Origin of the sequence: Rhizobium sp. NLR22b (genome assembly GCF_019685295.1) — a bacterium.
Lineage (GTDB): Bacteria > Pseudomonadota > Alphaproteobacteria > Rhizobiales > Rhizobiaceae > Rhizobium.
In genome coordinates this window covers 111,613-132,533 of the sequence record NZ_JABDWM010000005.1, presented here as the reverse complement: position 1 = coordinate 132,533, position 20,921 = coordinate 111,613, and the positions used below count along the sequence as shown (strand labels likewise).

General features: G+C 63.6%; 20 protein-coding genes and 1 pseudogene. 11 read left to right on the top strand and 10 right to left on the bottom strand.

The features are described from left to right. Window positions 1-70 precede the first annotated feature (70 nt). Complete coding sequence (locus HJC00_RS10555; RefSeq protein WP_221145506.1) at window positions 71-1,789, top strand: DegQ family serine endoprotease; 1,719 nt, start codon at window positions 71-73, stop codon at window positions 1,787-1,789. A gap of 129 nt (window positions 1,790-1,918) precedes the next feature. Here HJC00_RS10555 and serB read toward each other — a convergent pair whose 3' ends face one another. Beyond that, complete coding sequence (gene serB / locus HJC00_RS10550) at window positions 1,919-2,809, bottom strand: phosphoserine phosphatase SerB (RefSeq protein ID WP_210630661.1); 891 nt, start codon at window positions 2,807-2,809, stop codon at window positions 1,919-1,921. Between serB and miaA the strand changes: the two genes are divergently transcribed. Continuing rightward, a complete protein-coding gene (gene miaA, locus HJC00_RS10545; protein WP_221145504.1) occupies window positions 2,808-3,704 on the top strand; it encodes a tRNA (adenosine(37)-N6)-dimethylallyltransferase MiaA in 897 nt (298 codons plus the stop codon). The two genes, serB and miaA, sit on opposite strands and share 2 nt — an antisense overlap. Window positions 3,705-3,737: 33 nt before the next feature. Here miaA and HJC00_RS10540 read toward each other — a convergent pair whose 3' ends face one another. After that, entirely contained in the window at window positions 3,738-5,216 is a 1,479-nt protein-coding gene (locus HJC00_RS10540) for a PLP-dependent aminotransferase family protein (RefSeq protein WP_221163996.1), read from the bottom strand. Between the two features lie 95 nt (window positions 5,217-5,311). Between HJC00_RS10540 and HJC00_RS10535 the strand changes: the two genes are divergently transcribed. Both HJC00_RS10535 and HJC00_RS10530 read left to right on the top strand, forming a co-directional pair. After that, on the top strand, window positions 5,312-5,926 hold the full coding sequence (locus HJC00_RS10535; RefSeq protein ID WP_221145500.1) for a LysE family translocator: 615 nt from the start codon (window positions 5,312-5,314) through the stop codon (window positions 5,924-5,926). An 18-nt stretch (window positions 5,927-5,944) separates the two neighbouring features. Continuing rightward, window positions 5,945-6,859 (top strand): dihydrodipicolinate synthase family protein, encoded by a 915-nt coding sequence (locus HJC00_RS10530; RefSeq protein WP_221145668.1) that lies wholly within the window; start codon window positions 5,945-5,947, stop codon window positions 6,857-6,859. On the opposite strand, the gene HJC00_RS10525 is transcribed toward HJC00_RS10530, so the two are convergent. Then, the gene (locus tag HJC00_RS10525) at window positions 6,844-8,868 is read right to left on the bottom strand and encodes an ATP-binding protein (RefSeq protein ID WP_221153432.1); all 2,025 of its coding nucleotides are present in this window, start codon (window positions 8,866-8,868) and stop codon (window positions 6,844-6,846) included. The two genes, HJC00_RS10530 and HJC00_RS10525, sit on opposite strands and share 16 nt — an antisense overlap. A 323-nt stretch (window positions 8,869-9,191) precedes the next feature. On the opposite strand from HJC00_RS10525, the gene HJC00_RS10520 reads away from it, so the two are divergent. After that, complete coding sequence (locus tag HJC00_RS10520) at window positions 9,192-10,982, top strand: acetolactate synthase 3 large subunit (RefSeq protein WP_221153433.1); 1,791 nt, start codon at window positions 9,192-9,194, stop codon at window positions 10,980-10,982. Window positions 10,983-11,062: 80 nt separating this feature from the next. Next, window positions 11,063-11,635: an acetolactate synthase small subunit gene (gene ilvN, locus HJC00_RS10515; RefSeq protein WP_210630667.1), complete on the top strand. Its 573-nt coding sequence runs from the start codon at window positions 11,063-11,065 to the stop codon at window positions 11,633-11,635. A gap of 195 nt (window positions 11,636-11,830) precedes the next feature. Here the strand turns inward: ilvN and HJC00_RS10510 are convergent, their stop codons facing one another. Further along, the gene (locus HJC00_RS10510) at window positions 11,831-12,679 is read right to left on the bottom strand and encodes an aldo/keto reductase (protein ID WP_210630669.1); all 849 of its coding nucleotides are present in this window, start codon (window positions 12,677-12,679) and stop codon (window positions 11,831-11,833) included. 79 nt (window positions 12,680-12,758) lie between these two features. Here HJC00_RS10510 and HJC00_RS10505 point away from each other — a divergent pair. Continuing rightward, a pseudogene (locus tag HJC00_RS10505) lies at window positions 12,759-13,341 on the top strand (LysE family translocator). Here the strand turns inward: HJC00_RS10505 and HJC00_RS10500 are convergent. Both HJC00_RS10500 and HJC00_RS10495 read right to left on the bottom strand, forming a co-directional pair. Continuing rightward, window positions 13,333-13,809 carry a DUF2269 domain-containing protein gene (locus tag HJC00_RS10500; RefSeq protein ID WP_221145487.1) on the bottom strand — a complete coding sequence of 159 codons (477 nt, stop codon included), beginning with the start codon at window positions 13,807-13,809 and terminating at the stop codon, window positions 13,333-13,335. The pseudogene HJC00_RS10505 and the gene HJC00_RS10500 sit on opposite strands and share 9 nt — an antisense overlap. Continuing rightward, window positions 13,809-15,080 (bottom strand): SDR family oxidoreductase, encoded by a 1,272-nt coding sequence (locus tag HJC00_RS10495; RefSeq protein WP_221163995.1) that lies wholly within the window; start codon window positions 15,078-15,080, stop codon window positions 13,809-13,811. The genes HJC00_RS10500 and HJC00_RS10495 overlap by 1 nt, the downstream gene beginning before the upstream one ends. 208 nt (window positions 15,081-15,288) lie before the next feature. Here HJC00_RS10495 and nthA point away from each other — a divergent pair, with 208 nt between their 5' ends. The 3 genes from nthA to HJC00_RS10480 are packed head-to-tail and all read left to right on the top strand — an operon-like array spanning window position 15,289 to window position 16,950. Continuing rightward, window positions 15,289-15,936 (top strand): nitrile hydratase subunit alpha, encoded by a 648-nt coding sequence (gene nthA, locus HJC00_RS10490; protein ID WP_210630672.1) that lies wholly within the window; start codon window positions 15,289-15,291, stop codon window positions 15,934-15,936. Further along, window positions 15,933-16,592: a nitrile hydratase subunit beta gene (gene nthB / locus HJC00_RS10485; protein ID WP_210630673.1), complete on the top strand. Its 660-nt coding sequence runs from the start codon at window positions 15,933-15,935 to the stop codon at window positions 16,590-16,592. The genes nthA and nthB overlap by 4 nt, the downstream gene beginning before the upstream one ends. Further along, window positions 16,579-16,950, top strand: a complete 372-nt coding sequence (locus HJC00_RS10480) for a nitrile hydratase accessory protein (RefSeq protein ID WP_210630674.1) — start codon at window positions 16,579-16,581, stop codon at window positions 16,948-16,950. The genes nthB and HJC00_RS10480 overlap by 14 nt, the downstream gene beginning before the upstream one ends. A gap of 3 nt (window positions 16,951-16,953) precedes the next feature. Here HJC00_RS10480 and HJC00_RS10475 read toward each other — a convergent pair whose 3' ends face one another. Genes HJC00_RS10475 through HJC00_RS10465 form a run of 3 tightly spaced genes read right to left on the bottom strand, consistent with a single transcriptional unit; the run spans window position 16,954 to window position 18,660 of the window. Then, window positions 16,954-17,736 carry an anti-sigma factor gene (locus HJC00_RS10475; RefSeq protein WP_210630676.1) on the bottom strand — a complete coding sequence of 261 codons (783 nt, stop codon included), beginning with the start codon at window positions 17,734-17,736 and terminating at the stop codon, window positions 16,954-16,956. After that, on the bottom strand, window positions 17,733-18,248 hold the full coding sequence (locus HJC00_RS10470; RefSeq protein WP_210630677.1) for an RNA polymerase sigma factor: 516 nt from the start codon (window positions 18,246-18,248) through the stop codon (window positions 17,733-17,735). The genes HJC00_RS10475 and HJC00_RS10470 overlap by 4 nt, the downstream gene beginning before the upstream one ends. A 31-nt stretch (window positions 18,249-18,279) precedes the next feature. Continuing rightward, window positions 18,280-18,660: a hypothetical protein gene (locus tag HJC00_RS10465; RefSeq protein ID WP_210630679.1), complete on the bottom strand. Its 381-nt coding sequence runs from the start codon at window positions 18,658-18,660 to the stop codon at window positions 18,280-18,282. Between the two features lie 236 nt (window positions 18,661-18,896). On the opposite strand from HJC00_RS10465, the gene HJC00_RS10460 reads away from it, so the two are divergent. After that, window positions 18,897-19,385 carry an Rrf2 family transcriptional regulator gene (locus HJC00_RS10460; RefSeq protein ID WP_210630681.1) on the top strand — a complete coding sequence of 163 codons (489 nt, stop codon included), beginning with the start codon at window positions 18,897-18,899 and terminating at the stop codon, window positions 19,383-19,385. Here HJC00_RS10460 and HJC00_RS10455 read toward each other — a convergent pair whose 3' ends face one another. Beyond that, the gene (locus HJC00_RS10455) at window positions 19,386-20,867 is read right to left on the bottom strand and encodes a cyclic nucleotide-binding domain-containing protein (protein ID WP_221163994.1); all 1,482 of its coding nucleotides are present in this window, start codon (window positions 20,865-20,867) and stop codon (window positions 19,386-19,388) included. Window positions 20,868-20,921: the final 54 nt, after the last annotated feature.

The window sequence follows — 20,921 nt, the reverse complement described above, 5'->3', positions numbered from 1 at the left end:
ATTTCACCCTCCATCATTCCGCCTTATGCTGGTGCTCAATGTGCGCATTTACCGCTTATGAGGAAGCTTGATGGCCACCACGATTCGCTCGCCCTTCAGACGAACGCTCGCGCTTCTGGCCAGCGCCGCCATCTTGGCGCAAGCCGGCATGAGCGGGATTGCTTTTGCGCAAACCACGCCTGAAACAGCAGCGCCCGGGGTTGCCGCGCCCGTTCCGGCTGCACCCGCTCCGGCGCCGTCCGCACCGGCCGAACCGCAGCAGACCCCACCGGTTCAGACCACCGTGCCGTCCAACGGTCCCGCTTCCGTTGCCGATCTCGCCGAAGGGTTGCTCGATGCGGTGGTCAATATCTCGACCTCGCAGAATGTGAAGGATGACGAGGGGGTCGGCCCGGCGCCGCGTGCGCCTGACGGGTCGCCATTCCAGGAATTCTTCAACGATTTCTTCAACAAACAGCAGGGCAACAAAGGCCCCAACCATAATGTCAGCTCGCTTGGGTCCGGTTTCGTCATCGATCCGGCCGGTTATATCGTCACCAACAACCACGTGATCGAGGGGGCCGACGACATCGAGGTCAATTTCGCCGACGGCTCGAAGCTCAAGGCGAAGCTGATCGGAACGGATACGAAGACCGACCTCTCGGTGCTGAAGGTCGAGCCGAAGACGCCGCTGAAATCGGTGAAATTCGGCGATTCCAGCGAGATGCGCATCGGCGACTGGGTCATGGCGATCGGCAATCCGTTCGGCTTCGGCGGTTCGGTGACGGTCGGCATCATTTCCGGGCGCGGCCGCAACATCAATGCCGGCCCCTACGACAACTTCATCCAGACGGATGCGGCGATCAACAAGGGCAACTCCGGGGGGCCGCTCTTCAACATGAAGGGTGAAGTGATCGGCATCAACACGGCGATCATCTCGCCGAGCGGCGGCTCGATCGGCATCGGCTTCTCGGTACCGTCCGAACTTGCTTCCGGCGTCGTCGAGCAGTTGCGCCAGTATGGCGAGACGCGGCGCGGCTGGCTCGGCGTGCGCATCCAGCCGGTGACCGACGACATCGCCGACAGCCTCGGACTCGACACCGCCAAGGGCGCGCTGGTCGCCGGCGTCATCAAGGGCGGTCCCGTCGACGACGGCTCGATCAAGGCGGGCGACGTCATTTTGAAATTTGACGGCAAGACGGTCAATGAGATGCGCGACCTGCCGCGCGTCGTGGCCGAAAGCACGGTCGGAAAAGAGGTCGACGTCGTGGTGCTGCGCGACGGCAAGGAGCAGACCGTCAAGGTGAAGCTCGGACGGCTCGAAGACAGCGATCAGGCGGCATCCGGCGATGCGGCGCCCGATGGCTCGCAGGACGGCGTGATCACCCCTGATCCCGGCGAGAACGACGATATGGACCAGCCGGATACCGGCGACCAGGCAGCGCCCGTACCGGGCGCACCGGCGCCGAATCAGCACCAACAGGGCCAGGTATCGCCGGATGCGGCCACGCCGAAGAACGTGCTCGGCTTGTCGCTGTCGCTCCTCAGTCCCGAAACACGCAAGGCTTTCGGCATCGCCGAGAGCGTCGACGGCGTCGTCGTGACGGAGGTGGAGCCCGGCTCCGCCTCGGCCGAAAAGGGGTTGAAGCCAGGGGACGTTATTGTCGAGGTGGCGCAGGAGTTCATGAAGTCCCCGGACGCGGTTGCCGCAAAGGTGAAATCGCTGAAACAGGAAGGCCGGCGCAACGCCCAGCTGATGATCGCATCGGCCAATGGCGATCTGCGGTTCGTGGCGGTGCCGATGGAGTGAGCGAGCTACGGCGGCGACTAGGCGCAGCTTTCCTGTTCTCGCCCAATCTCTCCTTCCTCATTCCTGTGACATCCCTCGGGCAAAGCCCTGAGACCACAGGAATGAGGGCGGAGAGGCGTGCTTCGGCCTTCAACCCGTCACAAAATCCGTCTTCCGGTAACCCTGGATGTAAAGAAGTGCCGTCAGGTCGGCGTGATTGATGCGCATTTGTGCCTGGGCGGCAACGGTGGGCTTAGCGTGAAGGGCGACGCCGGAGCCGGCGAGTTGCAGCATGCCGAGGTCGTTGGCGCCGTCGCCGACGGCAATTGCCTCTTGTGGCGAAATGCCGAGGCTTGTCGAAATTTCGTTCAGCGCATCCACCTTCGCCTGCTTGCCGAGGATCGGCTCGGCGACAAAGCCGGAAAGGATGCCGCCCTCTTCGAGCAACGTGTTGGCGCGGTTCTCATCAAAGCCGAGGCTGGCGGCGATGCGGCTAGTGAAGACGGTGAAGCCGCCGGAGACAAGGGCGGTGTAATGGCCTTTCGACTTCATCGTGGCAATCAGTTCCGGACCACCCGGAGTGAGCGTGATACGCCGGGCGATGACCTCGTCGACGACCGATAGTGGCAGGCCCTTCAACAGAGCGACCCGCTCACGCAGGGCGGGCTCAAAGGCGATCTCACCGTTCATGGCGCGCGCAGTGATCGCGGCGACTTTTTCCTTCAGCCCGACTTCGGCGGCAAGTTCGTCGATGCATTCCTGGCCGATCATAGTCGAGTCCATGTCGGCGATCAGCAGCTTCTTGCGGCGGCTGTCCTGCTCCTGGATGACGAGGTCGATTGGCGCACTGGCGATGACCGCCAGGATATTGGCCTCGGCGGCTTGCGCATCCGTGCCGTCGCGCAGCGCGATGTCACAGGCAATGCCGTCGGCCAGCCAGTAGAGGCCGGAAGCCGTGACGGCCTCAGCCGCCTGTTCGGCGACGTCGGCGGTCAGAACGGGATTTGACGGATTGGCAACAAGCGTGGCAACGAGGGCCATGATGGAAAACCTTCTGAGCGTAAAGAACGCGATCCTGATAACCGGGCCGACCGCCAGCGGCAAGTCCGCGCTCGCCGTCGAATTGGCCAAACGCCATGACGGCGCCGTTATCAATGCCGACAGCATGCAGGTCTACGATACATTGCGGGTGCTGACCGCGCGTCCGTCGGCAGAGGAGATGCAAGGCGTGCCGCATCATCTTTACGGCCACGTGCCGGCGGGGGCCGGCTATTCCACAGGCGCGTGGCTGCGTAATGTCTCGGCGCTTTTGCCGGCGCTCAGGGCCGCCGGGCAGCTGCCGGTCTTCGTCGGCGGCACGGGGCTTTACTTCAAGGCGCTGACCGGTGGTCTCTCCGACATGCCGGATATCCCCGAGGCACTGCGGGAAGAATTACGCACGCGACTCGTAGAAGAAGGGCCGGACGCGCTTTACGCCGAGCTGTCCGACGTCGATCCCGTCATGGCGGCAAGCCTCAACCGCCAGGACGGCCAGCGCATCGTCCGGGCGCTGGAGGTGATCAAGGCGACGGGACGCTCGATCGCCGATTTCCAGGGCCGGTCCGGGCCTGTGGTGATCGATGCCGACGAGGCCCTCAAGATCGTCGTTCTGCCGGACCGGGCGGTGCTGCATGCCCGCATCAACGGCCGTTTCGAAAAGATGCTGCAACAGGGTGCGGAAGACGAGGTGAAGGCGCTGCTTGCGCTCGGCCTGCCGGCCGAAGCGCCTGTCATGAAGGCCATTGGCGTGTCGCAGATCGCGGCGATGCTGAAGGGCGAGATGACGCGCGATGAGATGCTGGAGAAGGGGGCTGCGGCGACACGGCAATATGCCAAGCGGCAAATGACCTGGTTCCGCAACCAGATGGACGAGAGCTGGCAAAGGCTGACCGTCTAGTTGTCATCCCCGTTGCGGACCTCCCGCTCCAGTTTACGCGATAAGCGCTTGCAGAAGTCTGGAGAGCTCGCCTACCGCCGCCTCCAGTTGCGCCTGTGGGAAGCCGCCGAAACCCAGCATCAGGCCAGCGCGCGCAGGCTGCGCGGCATACATCGGAGAGATCGCCCGCACCGCGAGGCCGGCCGAGAGGGCGCGCGCCGCAAGTCGCACGTCATCCATCTCCTCTGGCAGCCACAGAAGAACGTGCATGCCCTGATCGCTCGGCTGAACCTGGCACCCCTGCGGCAAAGCCCGCTCGAGCGCCGCGAGCAGAATAGCGCGGCGTTCGGCATAGAGACTTCGGATGCGCCTGATATGCGCTTCGAAATAACCTTCCCTCATGTAGGCCGCCAGAACGTGCTGTTCGGCTATCGGAGAATGCCGGTCCAGAATGGCGCGTGCTCCGGCGAAGGCTTCTGCGAGCGGCGGCGGGACGATGGCGTAACCGAGGCGCAGCGAAGGAAAGAGGACCTTGCTGAAGGTGCCGAGATAGATGACACGCGACGGACGCAGCCCCTGCATCGAAGGAAAAGGGTGTCCGGCATAACGCAGTTCACTGTCGTAATCGTCCTCCACGATCCAGGCGCGGTTCCTGTCGGCCCACGCGATCAGGGCGTTGCGCCGCGTCATGCTGAGCGGCATGCCGATCGGATATTGGTGTGACGCCGTCACGAAGGCGGCGCGCGCTTCTGGACATAACTCGAGCCCGCGTTCGACGTTCATTCCCTGTGCATCGACCGGCAGGCGATGCGTCCGGACGTCGAGATCGTCGAGCACGGCGGTGAGTCCGGGATAGGCGGGATCCTCGGCCCAGACGGGGTCGTGGCGCGACAGCAGGACCCGGCCGGCCATGTAGAGACCCTGCTGGGTGCCTGATGTGACGATCACCTGTTCCGGTTCGCAATGGACGGCTCGCGCACGGCGGACGTGTTCGGCAATGGCGAGGCGCAGCTCGAGCAGGCCCATCGGATCCTGATAGCCTGACGGGGCAGCCTGCTTCGAAGCACGCACCCGATTGCCGAGACGGCGCCAATTATCGTCAGGCGCAATACCGGCTGCCGGGACTGATATGGCGAAGGGAACGGGCGGGTGAGAGGTGAGCGCGCGGGCGATTGATATCAGCCGGGCCGCCGGGGCGGGCAGGTCGATCGCATCGTCGGCGGCCGGTTCGGCCGGTGCCGGCGGGATGGCTGGAGACGCGTCCGTCAGAGCCGCGGCAACACGGGTTCCGGCTCCCACTCTCGCTTCGAGATAACCCTCGGCGGTCAACTGATCGAAAACCTCGACGACGGTGCCGCGGGCGATCTTTAGGGATGCCGCAAGCGTGCGCGTCGAAGGCAGGCGCTCGCCCGGTCTCAACTCGCCGCGGGCGATCGCGCTCCTTAGCGCCTGGGCAAGCTGGCGGCCGATATTCGCCGTCCTGTCGAGCACATTGAGCGATGGGATTGCGATGCTGCTGCGCCGCTTCGACATTGAGAGTGGTCCATGAAGATTCTTGAAAATGGCGCTTCATGATGAACCAATTTCCTGGGAGAAGGAAGCGCATCAACAGCTTCCGGAAAAGGGACATGCAAGATCTTCTCGTCGTCTATATCGCCTATGTCATCGCCGCAGGCAGCCCTGGGCCAAGCAACGTGGCCATCATGAACGTGGCCATGAGCCAGGGGCGCCAGCCGGCGCTGGCGCTTGCCGCCGGGGTAATCACGATGTCGACCTGCTGGGGCCTGATCGCGGTCACCGGCATTTCCACATTGCTGGTCCGCTATGCTCATGCCCTCATCCTCCTCAAGCTCGCGGGCGGGCTCTACCTGCTCTGGCTCGCCTGGAAGGCCGCTCGCTCGGCCGTTGCCGTGGAGGCGCCAACAGGCGAGGTCCCCCGGCCTGCCACCGCGCTCGGCGCGCTGTATCGGCGTGGAATCCTGATGCATCTCGGAAACCCGAAGGCGGTGTTGGCCTGGGTGGCGATCATGTCTCTCGGCCTCAAGCCCGTCGCTTCGCCTGAAATGGCCCTCCTGGCTTTCGGCGGCTGCGTGCTTCTCGGGGTCTCGATATTTTCCGGTTATGCCGTGCTCTTCTCGACGGCGCCACTGGTGCGCGGCTACGCGCGGGCGCGCCGCTGGATCGAAGCAAGCCTTGCCGTTTTCTTCGCCGGCGCGGGTTCGCGCCTGCTGTTCTCCCATTGACCGCGTTTTGAGGATTGCATCATGTCTTCTTCACCGTTTCATGGCCTCTCGGCCTTTCCGCCGACGCCTGCCGGTCCGGATGGCCGGGTCGACGCCGAGGCCATCGGCCGCTTGCTGGAACGCCTTTGCGAGGCAGGTGTGGCCTCCATCGGTCTTCTCGGCAGTACCGGAATTTACGTCTATCTCACCCGTGAGGAGCGGCTGCGGGCCGTCAAGGCGGCGGTCGAATGCGTCAAGGGCCGTGTTCCGCTGGTTGTCGGCGCCGGCGCACTGAGGACGGATCATGCCGTCGATCTTGCCAGGGATGCCGAGGCTGCCGGCGCCGATGCGCTTCTGCTTGCGCCTGTGTCGTATACGCCGCTGACCCAGGAAGAGGTCTATCAGCACTTCCTCGCTGTGGCGAAGGCGACCAAGTTGCCGCTTTGCATCTACAACAACCCCGGCACGACACACTTCACGTTCAGCCGCGAGCTTCTGCAGCGCCTCTCCGATATCGAGACGATCAAGGCGGTGAAAATGCCGCTGCCTGTTGACGGCGACTTGCGAGCGGAGCTTGCGACATTACGGAAAAAGACCGATCTCGCGATCGGCTACAGCGGTGACTGGGGTGCGGCGGAGGCGCTGCTTGCAGGTGCAGACGCGTGGTACAGCGTCATCGGCGGGCTGCTCCCGCGCACGGCGCTTGCTTTGACCAAGGCCGCCATGGTTGGCAATGACGGCGAGGCGCGTCGGCTCGATGGTCTTCTGCAGCCGCTCTGGGCGGTGTTCAAGGCGCATGGAAGCATCCGCGTGGTCTATATGCTGGCCGAGCATCTCCATGATGTCCGTACGGAGCTCCCGCGGCCGCTCCTGCCGCTTGGGTCGGCGGATCTCCAACATGTGCTCGATACTGCCCGGCCGTTGATCGCGCTGGAGCATCAATCCTTGTTGTAAAGGCTGCTCAGCGGCTTTTTCAGGATGCTTTCGCGCAGTGACGTGCCGGGTTCCCGGCGGGTGATCGGCGACTGGTCTGTCGGCGGCACCGGCCGGGGAAAGACCGGCTCCTCGCGACGCAGTTCGCGGCGCAGCGCGTCCAGCCGCGGATCGGTCGGGGTCGGCTCGGCCGGGTCCAGCCGCGGCGCCTGCGGCAGCAATTCGCGCCGGTAGGATTCGAGTGGCGCCGAAGGCGGCGGGGGCGGGGGGACGGGTGTTGTGTCGAAAACCTCGGCGGCTTCCAGCGCCTCGTCGAAACCTGGCATGGATGCCGCAACGCTCTGCTGGAAATTCGAAATATCGGGCCCGACGGTCACCGCCCTCATGCGGGTGACGATCTTGCGCAGATCGACGGTGTCGGGATCTTCCTCGCTATGTTTGTTGTTGGCGCTGGCGGCCTTCGGCAGCAGGTTCTCGTCGACACGGGAGAAGCGCATGCGCATCGGCACGCTGATCGCCTCGCCGAAGGCAATCGCCTCGCCATTGCCGATCGAGGAGATGAAGCTTGTCGTCGAGATCGACGAATTCGGGATCGCCGAGCGGATGATTTCCTGGTCGCGGTCATTGGCAAGGCGCATCGCAAACAGCGTCGAGCACTGCGACAGGATGGTCTGGTCGAGCTCGCCCGGCCGCTGGGTGATGATGCCGAGCGAGACGCCGTATTTGCGGCCTTCCTTGGCGATGCGGGCGATCGCCTGGCGCGTCGGCACGAAGCCCAGTGTCGGATCGGAGGGAATGTAGCGGTGGGCTTCCTCGCAGACGACGAGCATGTGGATGGCGCCGTCGCTCCACAGCGCCACTTCGAAAGCCATGCGGCAGAGCACTGACGCAACCGAGTTGACGACCTCGGAGGGGATGCCTGCGAGCTGGAAGGTGCAGATCGGCCTGCTATCGCCCGGGATGCGGAAGATCTGAGCGATGGTATCGGTGATCGTGTCGCTGATCGTGTTGTTGGAGAACATGAAGTGATAGCGCGGATCGTTTATCGCGGCGATGAGTCGCATCTTCAGCGAACGCAGGGAGGGCTTTTCCGCGCGGCCTTCCAGACGGCCGATGCGTTCGTCGATCAGCGCCAGGAGATCGGCCATGCGGTAGGGAACGGGTGTGTCGGCGGTGATCGAACTTTTTTCCGTGGTGCGGCGCACCAGCGAATTGTCGCTGCCGCGGAAGGCGCGCTTGGCCTCCGGCATGATGTCGCGCAGCAGGTCGAGCTCTTCGGGCACCGGCGGGCGGCCGCGGAAGACGACTTCGGCAAACTCTTCGAGCCGCATCAGCCAGAAGGGCAGGTCGAGCGTATCGGTATCGATGGTGACAGCGTGCTGGGGAAAGGCGGCGGCGAATTCATTGTGCGGATCGAGGATCAGCACGCGCAGCTTCGGATCGGCGGCGATCGCCTTGTGCAGCAGCAGCGATACGGCGGTCGATTTGCCGACGCCAGTCGAGCCGACGACGGCGAAATGCTTGGAGAGCATCGAGGGGATGTGGATTGCCGCATCGATGCTTTCGTCCTGGGTCAGTTTGCCGATGACGGCCGTCGTGCCCGTTCCGGCATCATAGATGCGCATCAGGTCGGCGGCGCGGATGCGATGAGCGATGGCGCCGAGATAGGGGTAACGCGAGATGCCGGTCGAGAATTCCTCGCGCCCGTCTTCGTCGACGCGGACTTCGCCGAGAAGCTCCGTCTCGATCTTGAAATAATTGTCCTCGCCTTCGCCCCAGGCATGGCTACCGGTATTCATCGAATAGACGAGAGCGACGACGCGGTTGCGGCCGACGCTGATCGAAATCAGCCGGCCGACGGACCAGAGTTCGGTAAGATCGGTGCCGCCCTGTTCGGCGACCGCGGCAATCGTCGCCCTGGAGCCGCTGCATGCAACGACGCGGCCGAGAAAGCGATTTCCCGGCGCGTGGCCGTCTCGTCGATCGTGCTCGCCTGCCTTGCCAGACATGCGCAAGTCGTTGTTGAGCAAAGGCTACTCCCTACGGTAGCGTTAAAGGATAAAGTCGATCCTTTAACAAATCCTTCATCCTACCGATTTCGGGGTTGCGGAGGCGCGAGGCAGTTTTTGTTGCGGCATGCGTTGACGCTGCGAAATTTTCTGTCTATCACTTCCCGCCATGAAAATCGCAACGGCTCTTATCGTGGTGGGAAGGCGCATGGGCAGGATGGTGTAACCATCCGGCGATAGCCACCCATGCGCTAGATGACAGGTCCTCCGGGGCCTTTTTTTGTGCCCGAAATCGGGCTCCCGGCCACAAACGCAAATCCCAGCATCAAACGGAACAGACACAGATGAGCACGGACAATCAGGCGGTAGGCAATCGGATGACGGGGGCGGAGATCGTTCTCAAGGCGCTGAAGGATAATGGCGTCGAACATATCTTCGGCTATCCCGGCGGCGCGGTTCTGCCGATCTATGACGAGATCTTCCAGCAGGACGAGATCAAGCACATTCTCGTCCGCCACGAGCAGGGTGCCGGCCATGCGGCCGAAGGCTACGCCCGCTCCACCGGCAAGGTCGGCGTCATGCTGGTGACCTCGGGTCCGGGCGCTACCAATGCGGTCACGCCGCTGCAGGATGCACTGATGGATTCGGTCCCGCTGGTCTGCCTGACCGGTCAGGTTCCGACCCCACTGATCGGTTCCGACGCCTTCCAGGAATGCGACACGGTCGGCATCACCCGGCCCTGCACCAAGCACAACTGGCTGGTCAAGGACGTCAATCAGCTCGCCGCCATCATTCATGAGGCCTTCCGCATCGCCCAGTCCGGCCGTCCGGGCCCCGTCGTCGTCGACATTCCGAAAGACGTGCAGTTTGCGACCGGCACCTACACGCCGCCCGCCGATTACGCGATCCAGAAGAGCTACCAGCCGAAGATCCAGGGCGACCTCAACCAGATTCACGCTGCGATCGAGATGATGGCGAATGCGCGCCGTCCGATCATCTATTCCGGCGGCGGCGTCGTCAATTCCGGCCCCGAAGCCTCCAAGCTGCTGCGCGAGCTGGTCGAGCTCACCGATTTCCCGATCACCTCGACGCTGATGGGTCTCGGCGCTTATCCCGCCTCGGGCAAGAACTGGCTGAAGATGCTCGGCATGCACGGCTCCTACGAAGCCAACATGGCGATGCATGATTGCGACGTCATGGTCTGCATCGGCGCCCGCTTCGACGACCGCATCACCGGCCGCCTCAACGCCTTCTCGCCGAACTCGAAGAAGATCCATATCGATATCGATCCGTCCTCGATCAACAAGAACGTCCGCGTCGACATCGGCATCCGCGGCGATGTCGGCCATGTCCTCGAAGACATGGTCCGCCTGTGGCGGGCGCTGCCGAAGAAGCCGGAGAAGAATCGCCTCGAAGGCTGGTGGAGCGATATCGCCCGCTGGCGCGCGCGAAACTCCTTCGCCTATACGAAGAACAGCGACGTCATCATGCCGCAATATGCGCTGGAGCGGCTCTTTGCGCATACCAAGGACCGCGACACCTACATCACGACCGAAGTCGGCCAGCATCAGATGTGGGCAGCACAGTTCTTCGGTTTCGAGCAGCCGAACCGCTGGATGACCTCGGGCGGCCTCGGCACGATGGGCTACGGCTTGCCGGCCGCCCTCGGCGTCCAGATAGCTCATCCCGGCAGCCTCGTCATCGACATTGCCGGCGACGCCTCGATCCAGATGTGCATCCAGGAAATGTCGACGGCGATTCAGTACGATGCGCCGATCAAGATCTTCATCATGAACAACCAGTATATGGGCATGGTGCGCCAGTGGCAGCAGCTGCTGCACGGCAACCGCCTGTCGCATTCCTATACGGAAGCGATGCCCGATTTCGTCAAACTGGCGGAAGCCTATGGCGCGGTCGGCCTGCGCTGCGACAAGCCGGACGAGCTCGACGATGCCATCGTCGAGATGATCGAGGTCAAGAAGCCGGTCATTTTCGATTGCCGCGTCGCCAATCTCGCCAACTGCTTCCCGATGATCCCCTCGGGCAAGGCGCATAACGAGATGCTGCTGCCCGACGAAGCTACCGACGAAGCGGTTGCCAACGCGATCGACGCCAAGGGCCGCCAGCTCGTCTAAGACTTAATAATTGCGCATAATCCTTTCCGAAAATCGTGGCCGATTTTTCGGGGTTATGCGGCGAGAGGAAACCCAGGACCATGAACGCACACCTTCAGCCCACGGGCTCTGCCTATTTCATCTCTCCGGAAACGACCGCGGTCGAGAGCCACACGCTCTCGGTTCTCGTCGACAACGAGCCCGGCGTCCTTGCCCGCGTCATCGGCCTGTTCTCCGGCCGCGGCTACAATATCGAGAGCCTCACCGTCTCCGAGACCGAACACCAGGCACATCTTTCCCGCATCACCATCGTCACCCGCGGGACGCCGCACGTGCTGGAGCAGATCAAGGCGCAGCTCGAGCGCATCGTGCCGGTGCACCGCGTCGTCGATCTCACGGTACGAGCCCGTGAACTCGGCCAGGATCGGCCGATCGAGCGTGAAGTGGCGCTGGTCAAGGTGATCGGCGAGGGCGACATGCGCGCCGAGACACTGCGCCTTGCCGATGCCTTCCATGCCAAGGTGGTGGATGCGACGATCGACCACTTTATCCTGGAGATAACGGGCAAGTCGTCGAAGATCGACCAGTTCATCGCGATCATGAAGCCGCTGGGCCTGATCGAGGTCTGCCGCACCGGCATCGCGGCAATGAACCGCGGCGCGCAGGGGATGTGAGCCTGCTACCGCTGTCAGGTCCGTGCCGATAAGCTGCCCCTCACCCTAACCCTTCCCCGTAAACGGGGCGAGGCGACGTGCCAAATACAACGTCGAGGTGGATGAAGCCGGTGCGGCATATCCCCTTCGCCCCGCAAGCGGGGAGAAGGTGGCGGCAGCCGGATGAGGGGCTTTTAGCTGGGTAGCCGCTGTCGATCACAGCATCTCCAGCGGCTTTTTCCTGGCCGGTGGCGGGAAGGCGGCGTCGAGCGCTTGCCAATCCTCGTCGGTGATATCAAGCGAGATACAGTCGCGGTTTTCGCGAACGCGTTCGGCATTCGAGGTCTTCGGGATGGCGATGACGCCGTCGCGTTTCAGGAGGAAGGCGAGCGCCAGTTGGGCTGGTGTCGCCTGGTAGGCCTTTGCGATGTGAATTAGTTCCGGATGATGGAGGACGTGCCCCTGCTCGATTGGCGAATAGGCCATAACGGGGATGCCGCGGCTCCGGCACCAGGGCAAAAGGTCGAACTCGACGCCGCGGCGGGTGAGGTTGTACAGCACCTGGTTAGCGGCGACATTGGCGCCGTCGGGCACGCCAAGCAGTTCCTCCATGTCGTCGGTATCAAAGTTGGAGACGCCCCAGGCGCCGATCTTGCCGGAGGCCTTCAGCATCTCGAAGGCGGCGACGGTCTCGGCAAGCGGATAGTTGCCGCGCCAGTGCAGGAGATAGAGATCGATGCGGTCGGTGCCGAGGCGTTCGAGACTGTGTTCGCAGGCTTCGATCGTGCCTTTCAGGCTGGCGTTCCAGGGATAGACCTTGCTGACGATGAAGACCTCGTCGCGCCGTCCCTTGATCGCCTCGCCAACGATCTCTTCGGCGCCGCCGTCGCCATACATTTCGGCGGTGTCGATCAGCGTCATGCCGAGATCGATGCCGGCTCTGAGGCTCTCGATCTCGGCGCTCGCATGGCCGGCATCCTCGCCCATGGCCCAGGTTCCCTGGCCGAGCGCCGGCACTTCCGTGCCGTTCGGGAATGTGATCGATGGGATAGGGTCGTCCTGCATGGTCTTGATCCTGGGGAAGAGATTGGGCTGCGCCGCTATCTTTCAAGTAATCCTGTCACCATGACAATGATGCGATGGCATCGGCGATGCCCTCGTTCTCTTCGCCTTCACCACTTCGATCACGCCGGGGCCGAACAATATGATGCTCTTCGCCTCGGGCGTGAATTTTCGGCCTCCGCCGAACGATCCCGCATATGTTCGGCATTGGCGCCGGTTTCTTCTCGCTGCTGATCGGCGTTGGTTTCGGGATCGGGGCGCTGCTGCACACGATGCCCGTGGTCTATACGGCGCTGAAGTTCGCCGGCGGCGCCTATCTCGTCTGGATTGCCTGGAAGATCGCCTCGTCGCGCTCGCTCAGCGAGGGTAAGAGTGGCGCTGCGCCAATGTCCTTTGTCCCGGCGGCAGCCTTCCAATTGGTCAATCCGAAAGCCTGGGTGATGGCGGTGACCGCGATGGCGACCTATACCAATCCCGAGCTCTACCTCTTGAGCGTGCTGATCGTCGGCCTGGCTTTCGCGGTGGTCAACGTGCCGAGTGTCTCGACCTGGGCAGGTTTCGGTTTGGCGCTCCGGGAATGGCTGTCCGATCCGGTGCGGCTGAAATGGTTCAATGTCAGCATGGCGGTGCTTCTGGTGACGAGCCTCTGGCCGATGCTAAAATAGAGCGATCGAGGGTTTCGTCAGCATCAGCCAGAATATGCCGAGGACGGCCGTGAAGGCCGGAAAGCCGAAGGCGAACCAGATGCGGTAGAGGCTGTCATAGCTCGGCGGCAGAGCGCTTCCCGAGCTTGCCGCGGCGCGGGCGAGGTCGCGCAGTTGGATCTGAATCCAGACGACCGGCAGCCAGAACAGGCCGGTCACGACATAAAGCAGCAGCGACAGCGCAATCCAGCCCTCCGACAGGTCCCAGCCGATCGACCGCGCCAGGAGATAGCCGCTCACCGGCTGGAGAAGGGCAGCGGTCGCCGTGAAGACGGTGTCGGCGATGACGACGGTTGCCGCGACATGGGCGATCAGCACGGGATCGCGCGTGCGGTGCGCCATCACCATGAAAAAGGCGATGCCGGCGCCGGTGCCGAAGAGCACGGTCGCGCCGATGACATGGGCAAGCAGTAGCCATTGCTCGAGCATCAGCGTTCATCCAGGGTGGCAAGCGCCGTGAGCGTCAGCAGGATGGACGGCAGCACCTTGACGAGCGGGCCGAGCGGATCGAGCCAGAGGGCGGGTTCGAGAAGTGAGCCGCCTGTGAGATAGGCCAGTGAGACGGCGAGCATGCCGAGGAGGGCGCGTCCGGCGAGCGGGCGGACAAGGACGGCGGCGCCGAGCGCGATATCGATGAGGCAAGTGACAAGCGTCAGCACCGTCGCCGCCGCTTCGGGCATGAAGGGCAGGAAATGCGCGGAGGCCTTCTGCACCGCCAGCAGCGGAATCAGGCCGGAGAGCAGCCAGAAGACCGACAGGCCTGCTATGACCAGCGGCTTCAGGAGATAGAGCCTGGCGAACCAGAGATCCTGCACGCCGGAGGGATTGGCCGAAAGCGTTGCCACGGCTGATGTCGCGGCAAGGCCGCTCTCCGCCTTCGCGCTTTTGATGCCTTCGGACATGACTGTCGTCGCCGTCGAGCGCAGCGGCGAACGCCAGCCGAGCAGGCCCGCGGCATCGGCGAGCCAGGTCACGGGCCGCGCAAGCCAGGCGCCAAGGGAAATCACGCGGGCGGGCGGCAGGCCCAGCCATTGCCGGTGAAGGCGCACGAGATCGGCGAGCGTCAGCACCTCGTCGGCGGCAAGAACGATATCCCCGCGCAGATCGCCTGCGACCGCCCGCGACACGGCCTCCGCCACGTCATCCACGGAAAGCGTTTCGACCGGGCTTTGCGCATGGGTGAGCGGCAGCGCCAGGGGAAAGGCGGCAAGCGCCCGGATGAGCGACGAGCCGCCATGGGCGTTGCGGCCGAGAACGAGGGCAGGGCGCAGGATGAGGTGAGGCAGGCCGCTTGCCGCCAGCGCCTCGTCGGCCTGCCGCTTGGTGGCGAGGAAAGGCAGTTCGCCGGCCGCGCCGGCCGTCCTTGCCGATATCTGCACGATCAGAGGATGGGAGCCTTTCGCGGCGGCATAAAGCGCCAGCATCGCCTCTGCCTGAGTGGCCGCCAGATCGTCCGATAGGCCGTCCTGCAGCGCGCCGGCGCAATTGACGACGACATGCTGGTCCTTAAGAATATCCTCCCAATCCTCAGCCTTCGTCATGCGCGAGAGATCAGCCCGCCGCCAGTTTATCGCCGGCTGCTTCAAGCGCGCTCGTGCGGGATTGCGGCCGAGCCCGGTCACGGCATCCCCATCAGCCGCAAGCCGGGCCGCGACGACGGAGCCTATGAAGCCGGTTGCGCCGAGAATCAGGATGTTCATGGCAGGAGATTAGCGGAAAAGTTCGAGGGGGATAGGAGGGCTTGGCGGGGTTTTGGGGTGTGATAGAAAGAGAAGAGATGTTTATGCGAGAATGCTTTGAGGAAGGGCCGGGCCTTGCCGCGAGTCCCCTTCTCCCCGCTGGGTGGAAGGGGTGTCCGGGCTACCGCGGAGATAAGAAACGGACGCTCCGTTCTGGGAGGACATTGCCTTGCACGACCATGACCACGACGATCTCCATCGTCATGCCCATGGGCATGACGGAGACAATCACTATTCCGACATGCAGGCGCGCGTCAAAGCGCTGGAGACGCTGCTGACGGAGAAGGGGTTGATCGATCCGGCGGCGATCGATGCGATTGTCGAGACTTATGAGACGAAGGTGGGGCCGCGAAATGGTGCGCGTGTCGTCGCCAAGGCCTGGAGCGATCCGGAATTCGCGGACTGGCTGAAGCGCGATGCGACGGCGGCGATTGCGAGCCTTGGGTTTACCGGCCGGCAGGGCGAGCATATGCGCGCCGTCTTCAATACGCCCGACACCCATAACCTCATCGTCTGCACGCTCTGCTCCTGTTATCCCTGGTCGGTGCTCGGCCTGCCGCCGGTCTGGTACAAGGCGCCGGCCTATCGCTCGCGCGCCGTCATCGATCCGCGCGGCGTGCTGGCCGAGTTCGGGCTGACGCTGCCTGAGGGGAAAAAGATCCGCGTCTGGGATTCGACGGCGGAGCTGCGTTATCTCGTCATCCCCGAGCGACCCAAAGGTACGGAGGGCATGGACGAGGCCGCGTTGGCTGGTCTCGTCAGCCGCGATGCGATGATCGGGACGGCTGTTGCAGGCAGCCCGGAGGCTCTGTCATGAACGGACCGCACGATCTCGGCGGGCAGATGGGTTTCGGGCCGGTCGCGCCTGAAAAGGACGAGCCTTATTTCCATATGGAATGGGAAAAGCGGGCGCTCGGCATCACGCTTTCCTGCGGCGCTTTCGGGGCCTGGACGATCGATGAAAGCCGGCATGCGCGCGAAAACATTCCGCCGGCCGATTATCTCGCGGCGAGCTATTACGAGATCTGGATACGAGGCGTCGAGACCCTGCTCGAACGGCACGGTTTTGTGACGCGCGAGGAGCTGTTGTCCGGGCATCGGCTGCAGGATGGGGCGGCGCCCAAACGGGTGCTGAAGGCAGAGATGGTGCCGGCAGTTCTCGCGAAAGGCGGGCCATGCGATCGTCCTGTCGAGGCCGCGCCGATCTTTGCGGTCGGCGAGACGGTGCGGACGAGGAATTTCAATCCGGCGACCCATACGCGCCTGCCGCGTTATGCCAGGGCCAAGACCGGTATCGTCGAAGCGGTGCAGGGTTCCTTCGTCTTTCCCGACGACAATGCGCATGGCAGGGGCGAGAACCCGCAATGGCTTTATACCGTCGTCTTCGACGGCACTGAGGTCTGGGGCGAGGGCGCCGACCCGTCGCTCACGGTCTCGATCGATGCGTGGGAGAGCTATCTTGAGCGCGTGTGAAAACCCCTCTCAGCTCTCGCAATCTCCGGGCCTGCCGAAGTCGCCGGAGGGTGATCCCGTCTTCCCCGAACCCTGGGCGGCCGAAGCTTTCGCCATGACCGTGCATCTGCATGAGAAGGGGCTGTTTTCCTGGAGCGAGTGGGCGGCGGCTCTCTCAAACGAATTGCATCAGCCCGGCCGGGCCGAGGACGGCAGCGACTATTTCGACTGCTGGGTGGCGGCGCTTTCGGGCATGCTGGTCAGTCGTGGCGTGGTGGATGCCTCCGCCATCCTTGATCTGCAAAAGAGCTGGCAGCGGGCGGCGGAAGCGACGCCGCATGGCAAGCCGATCGAGCTTGGCAACGATCCGCTGCGCTGAGCGTCACGACGGAAACTGCCGGTAGCACTCCTCGGCCACCGCGCGCAGCGCTTCGCGCGAGATTTCGCCGGTGACCGCATAGCCGAGCTCTCCGTCGATCCAGTAAAAGGTTTCGAGATTACCTGACGAGGCGAAGCGGAAGCTGGTCGTGCGGTTTTCCCGATGGCGCCCGACCATGACGGTCAGGCGCTCGCCGGCCTGGTTCTCGTACATGAACATCGCCCCCGGCTTGCCGTCGACCGGCAGCAGGCGGCCGCCGACCAGCTTGAAGCCGAGCGGCTGCAGGTTCGGGATCTTGAGGTTTTCGATCGCCAGGCGCTTGCCGAGCCAGGTGGCGAGATGAGCCTCCTCGTCGGCGAAGACCTCGACGGGATGGCGGACCTCGGCGGCATAGACGGTAAAGGCGGTCTCGGCCTGTTTCGGAAAGGTTTCGGAGCCGGTAAGCTGCAGATCCGGCTTTTCCAGAAGGCCCGGGCCGTAATGGCCGCTGACGGCGCCGAGGACGAAGACGACGAGGGTTGCGGCGGCGAGTGCCCAGCGATTTCGCGTGGGCGAGACTGCGCGCGGGAGCGCGACCAGCAGAGGATCGGTCTTCCTGGCCTTCTCGTAGCCTGAAAACAGCGAGCGGATGCCGGCATTCTGCGCCTGCCATTCGGCGACCATCGCCGCTTCGTCCGAATTGTCGGCGAGGTAGGCTTCGATGCGCGCGCGGGCCATTTCAGGCAGTTGCCCGTCGGCATAGGCGTGGAGATCGGCTTCGGTGACGATCGGGTTGGTCTCGTTCATTTCGGCCTCCGAAGCGTAATGACGTTGTCGGCCTTCAGGTGCTCGGCGACGCGCCGGCGGGCGCGCGACAGGCGCGACATGACGGTGCCGATCGGGATATCGAGGGCGGCGGCGATCTCGCTGTAGCTATATCCCTCGATGACGACGAGCATCAGCACGGCGCGGTGCTCCTCCGAAAGGCTGTTCAGCGCATCGTTGAGCCGGGCGCGCTCCAGCGGATCGGCCGGCGGTTCGGGCGCTGCCATATCCTCCGCGGCATCAAGCTCGACCATGCCGGCGCGTGCCTTGCCGCGCCGGCCGTTGCGGTAGAGATTGGTCATGATGGTCAGGACCCAGCCGCGCAGATTGAGGCCGCGCCATTGGCCGCGGCGCGTCAGAATCTTCTCGACGCAATCCTGAAGCAGGTCCTCGCCATCGGCATCCGAGCGCGTCAGGCTGCGCGAATAGCGCCTGAGCGAGGGGAGGAGGGCCAGGATCTGGCCCTCGAATGTTTCGGGTGCGGGTGTCTTCACGCCGGTTCTCTTGTGATCAGGGCCTCTACGATCAAGGTTTGGCGAGATCCCAGTTGCCGCCGACGCCGTCGCCGGTGATGTCGCCGGCCTTCTTGTCCTTGACCCAGTAATAGAGCGGCATCCCGTCCTTGGCCCATTGCTTTGTGCCGTCCTTGCGTTCGATGATCGAATATGGACCATCGGCCTTGGCATCGGAAGCCGCCATCAGCGGAGGCCAGTTCTTGGCGCAATCGTCGTAGCAGTTGGAAACGCCCTTGGCGTCCTTCTTGAAGGTGTAGAGGGTCATGCCGTTTTCGCCGGCAAGCACCTTGCCCTTGGTGGATTCGACTTCCTTGACAGGAGGGGCGGCGAAAGTAGCACTCGCGGCAAGGGCGGCTGCCGCCGCGACGGACAGGAATTTCACGGATGTCATGATGTCTCTCCTCAGGTTGGGCTCGCAATGCTGCGATACCTGAGATGAGACACGGGACGACGCAAATTTATTCCCGGCTGAGCGAAAGTTTTTCGCGGAAAATGGCGGTTGCGGGACGATCTGCTCGGCGAAGGTGGATGTCTTCACTATCATCGCCGGTCATTTACATCATGCCCTCTTGCGGATATTCTATGTCCTTAATTTGGTTCGCGGAACCAGCCATTGCGAGTTGCTGAATGATCCTGAAAAGCCAGGTCGAGTGGGCGCTGCATTGCTGCGCCATTCTCGCGGGCCTGCCCGAGGGCAGGTATCTCTCCACCAAGGCGCTCGCCGAGCTTCATGGTCTGCCGAAGGAATATCTCTCCAAGGCGCTGCAAAGCCTTTCGCAAGCCTCGCTCGTCAATACCACGCTTGGCCCGAGCGGCGGCTACAGGCTTGCGAGATCCCCGTCCGAGATCAATTTCCTCGACATCGTCGAAGCGGTCGAGGGAAAGGCGCGCAGCTTCACCTGCACGAATATCCGGGAGAACAATCCGTGCCGGCCCGCCGGCTACTGCGACAGCAAGCCTTGCGCGGTCGCGCGCATCATGTGGGAAGCCGACGAGGCCTGGCGAAATACGCTGAGAGCCGTCCGGCTTTCCGATCTCGTCGGCACCTTATCCGAGGAGGTGCCGGCGGACATCTGGCAGAATACGTTTCAATGGGTCCTCCAGCGCGCCGGCTGATCATGCCCTGAAAATGGTTCTGATGGTGTTCAGGATGGCATGCGCGTTGCGGACCTGTTCCGGAGGCAGGGCGGCGCCGTCGCGGAAGCGTTCGGCGCGGCCGGCGAGGGCTTCGGCGATCTCTTCGGCCAAAGCGGGGCGTTCGGTGAGCAGCGGCGCGAAGGCCTCTTGGTCGATTTCATAGACCGTCACCGGGGTCAGGGCCTCCAAGGCGCAGATCTCCTGCATGCCGGCGAGCAGGCCGGTCTCGCCGAAGAAATCGCCCGGCGCAAACCGCCGGCGCTCTTCGCCTTCGCGCCGCGCCACGATGATGCCGGCGCGCACCATCATCAGCGCGGGCAGCATCTCGCCCTCCCGCACGATCACATCGCCCCTGCGGAACTGCCGGACAGCGGTGGTTTCGGCGAGTTTCTGCTTTTCATTTGATGTCAGCGTCGCAAAGACCGGAATGGCTTCGATCAGCGCAAGCGGTGTGACGCTCGGCGGCTTGGCGTTTTCTTCCGTGGGCAGGTCGGCCGCGAGGACATTGGCCGCGGGTGGGACGGCGAGAAGCAGGCCGGCGGATTTGCAATAGCGATAGACGAGATCGAGCACCTCGTTTCGCGCCGGCACGCGCTGGCTGGGGCTCGTCACCCGGAACTGCAGCTCGACTTCGAGCGCGGTGGCATCCAGCCCCTTCAACGCGACGACCGGCGGCGGCTCGCGCACGATCGTATTGCAGCTCGTGAGCGCGGAGAGCATGACCTGGCGGACCGATGCCGGCATCCGTGTCGGGGCGATGCGGATGGTGAGGATCAGGAGATGGGTCTCGTCCGGCCGACTCACATTGGTCAGGCCGAGTTTCGCGAGAAAGCTGTTCGGCAGGACGACGACATTGTTTGCGCCGGTCAGAATGTGCGTCGCGCGCCAGTTGCTTTCGGCGACGCGCCCTTCCGTGCCGTCGCTCAAAAGGATCCAGTCGCCGATGACATAGGGCCGTCCGAGCGTGAGCGCGATGCCGGAAAAGACGTCGGCGAGCGTGTTCTGGAGCGCCAGACCGAGAATGATGGCGACCACGCCCGACGTCGCGACGAGGGTGCCGATCGGCACGCCGAAGACGAAGGCGAGGATCGAGAGCGCCATGCCGATATAGACGACGCCGATGACTAGATCCTGAAGCAGCCGGGCCTCCCGCGGACTGCCCTCCAGCACCAGATAAAGCCTGATGAAACCGATGACGGCCCATGCCAGGTGGACCCACCAGAGCGATTTGGCGACGATGACGAGCAGGGCCTGCGGGTCTTCGGACTGATATCCCTGGAAACGGTGTGGTTCGATGCCGCTGCCGACGAGGATCAGCGTCATCACCGCAAAAAAGAGGATCTGCACCACCAGCCGCGTCGTCGGCCGCTGGCTGGAGAGGAAGTACCAGACGAGGATACCGGCAAAGCCGACCACGATCAGGGATATCAGCGGCTTGCCGAAGAGCGCGTCGTAGATCATCTCTGTCTGTCTCCGGAAGGGGCGGCGGCACCTGATTCAGCATGTCGGCCACCC

What these genes read in the sequence shown, in the direction of transcription:
- serB (WP_210630661.1), bottom strand. Translation starts at nt 2,809, where the DNA reads ATGGCCCTCGTTGCCACGCTTGTTGCCAATCCGTCAAATCCCGTTCTG.
- HJC00_RS10455 (WP_221163994.1), bottom strand. Translation starts at nt 20,867, where the DNA reads ATGATCTACGACGCGCTCTTCGGCAAGCCGCTGATATCCCTGATCGTG.
- HJC00_RS10535 (WP_221145500.1), top strand. Translation starts at nt 5,312, where the DNA reads ATGCAAGATCTTCTCGTCGTCTATATCGCCTATGTCATCGCCGCAGGC.
- HJC00_RS10520 (WP_221153433.1), top strand. Translation starts at nt 9,192, where the DNA reads ATGAGCACGGACAATCAGGCGGTAGGCAATCGGATGACGGGGGCGGAG.
- HJC00_RS10460 (WP_210630681.1), top strand. Translation starts at nt 18,897, where the DNA reads ATGATCCTGAAAAGCCAGGTCGAGTGGGCGCTGCATTGCTGCGCCATT.
- HJC00_RS10495 (WP_221163995.1), bottom strand. Translation starts at nt 15,080, where the DNA reads ATGAACATCCTGATTCTCGGCGCAACCGGCTTCATAGGCTCCGTCGTC.
- miaA (WP_221145504.1), top strand. Translation starts at nt 2,808, where the DNA reads ATGATGGAAAACCTTCTGAGCGTAAAGAACGCGATCCTGATAACCGGG.
- HJC00_RS10500 (WP_221145487.1), bottom strand. Translation starts at nt 13,809, where the DNA reads ATGCTCGAGCAATGGCTACTGCTTGCCCATGTCATCGGCGCGACCGTG.
- HJC00_RS10465 (WP_210630679.1), bottom strand. Translation starts at nt 18,660, where the DNA reads ATGACATCCGTGAAATTCCTGTCCGTCGCGGCGGCAGCCGCCCTTGCC.
- HJC00_RS10540 (WP_221163996.1), bottom strand. Translation starts at nt 5,216, where the DNA reads ATGTCGAAGCGGCGCAGCAGCATCGCAATCCCATCGCTCAATGTGCTC.
- nthB (WP_210630673.1), top strand. Translation starts at nt 15,933, where the DNA reads ATGAACGGACCGCACGATCTCGGCGGGCAGATGGGTTTCGGGCCGGTC.
- ilvN (WP_210630667.1), top strand. Translation starts at nt 11,063, where the DNA reads ATGAACGCACACCTTCAGCCCACGGGCTCTGCCTATTTCATCTCTCCG.
- HJC00_RS10555 (WP_221145506.1), top strand. Translation starts at nt 71, where the DNA reads ATGGCCACCACGATTCGCTCGCCCTTCAGACGAACGCTCGCGCTTCTG.
- HJC00_RS10475 (WP_210630676.1), bottom strand. Translation starts at nt 17,736, where the DNA reads ATGAACGAGACCAACCCGATCGTCACCGAAGCCGATCTCCACGCCTAT.
- HJC00_RS10510 (WP_210630669.1), bottom strand. Translation starts at nt 12,679, where the DNA reads ATGCAGGACGACCCTATCCCATCGATCACATTCCCGAACGGCACGGAA.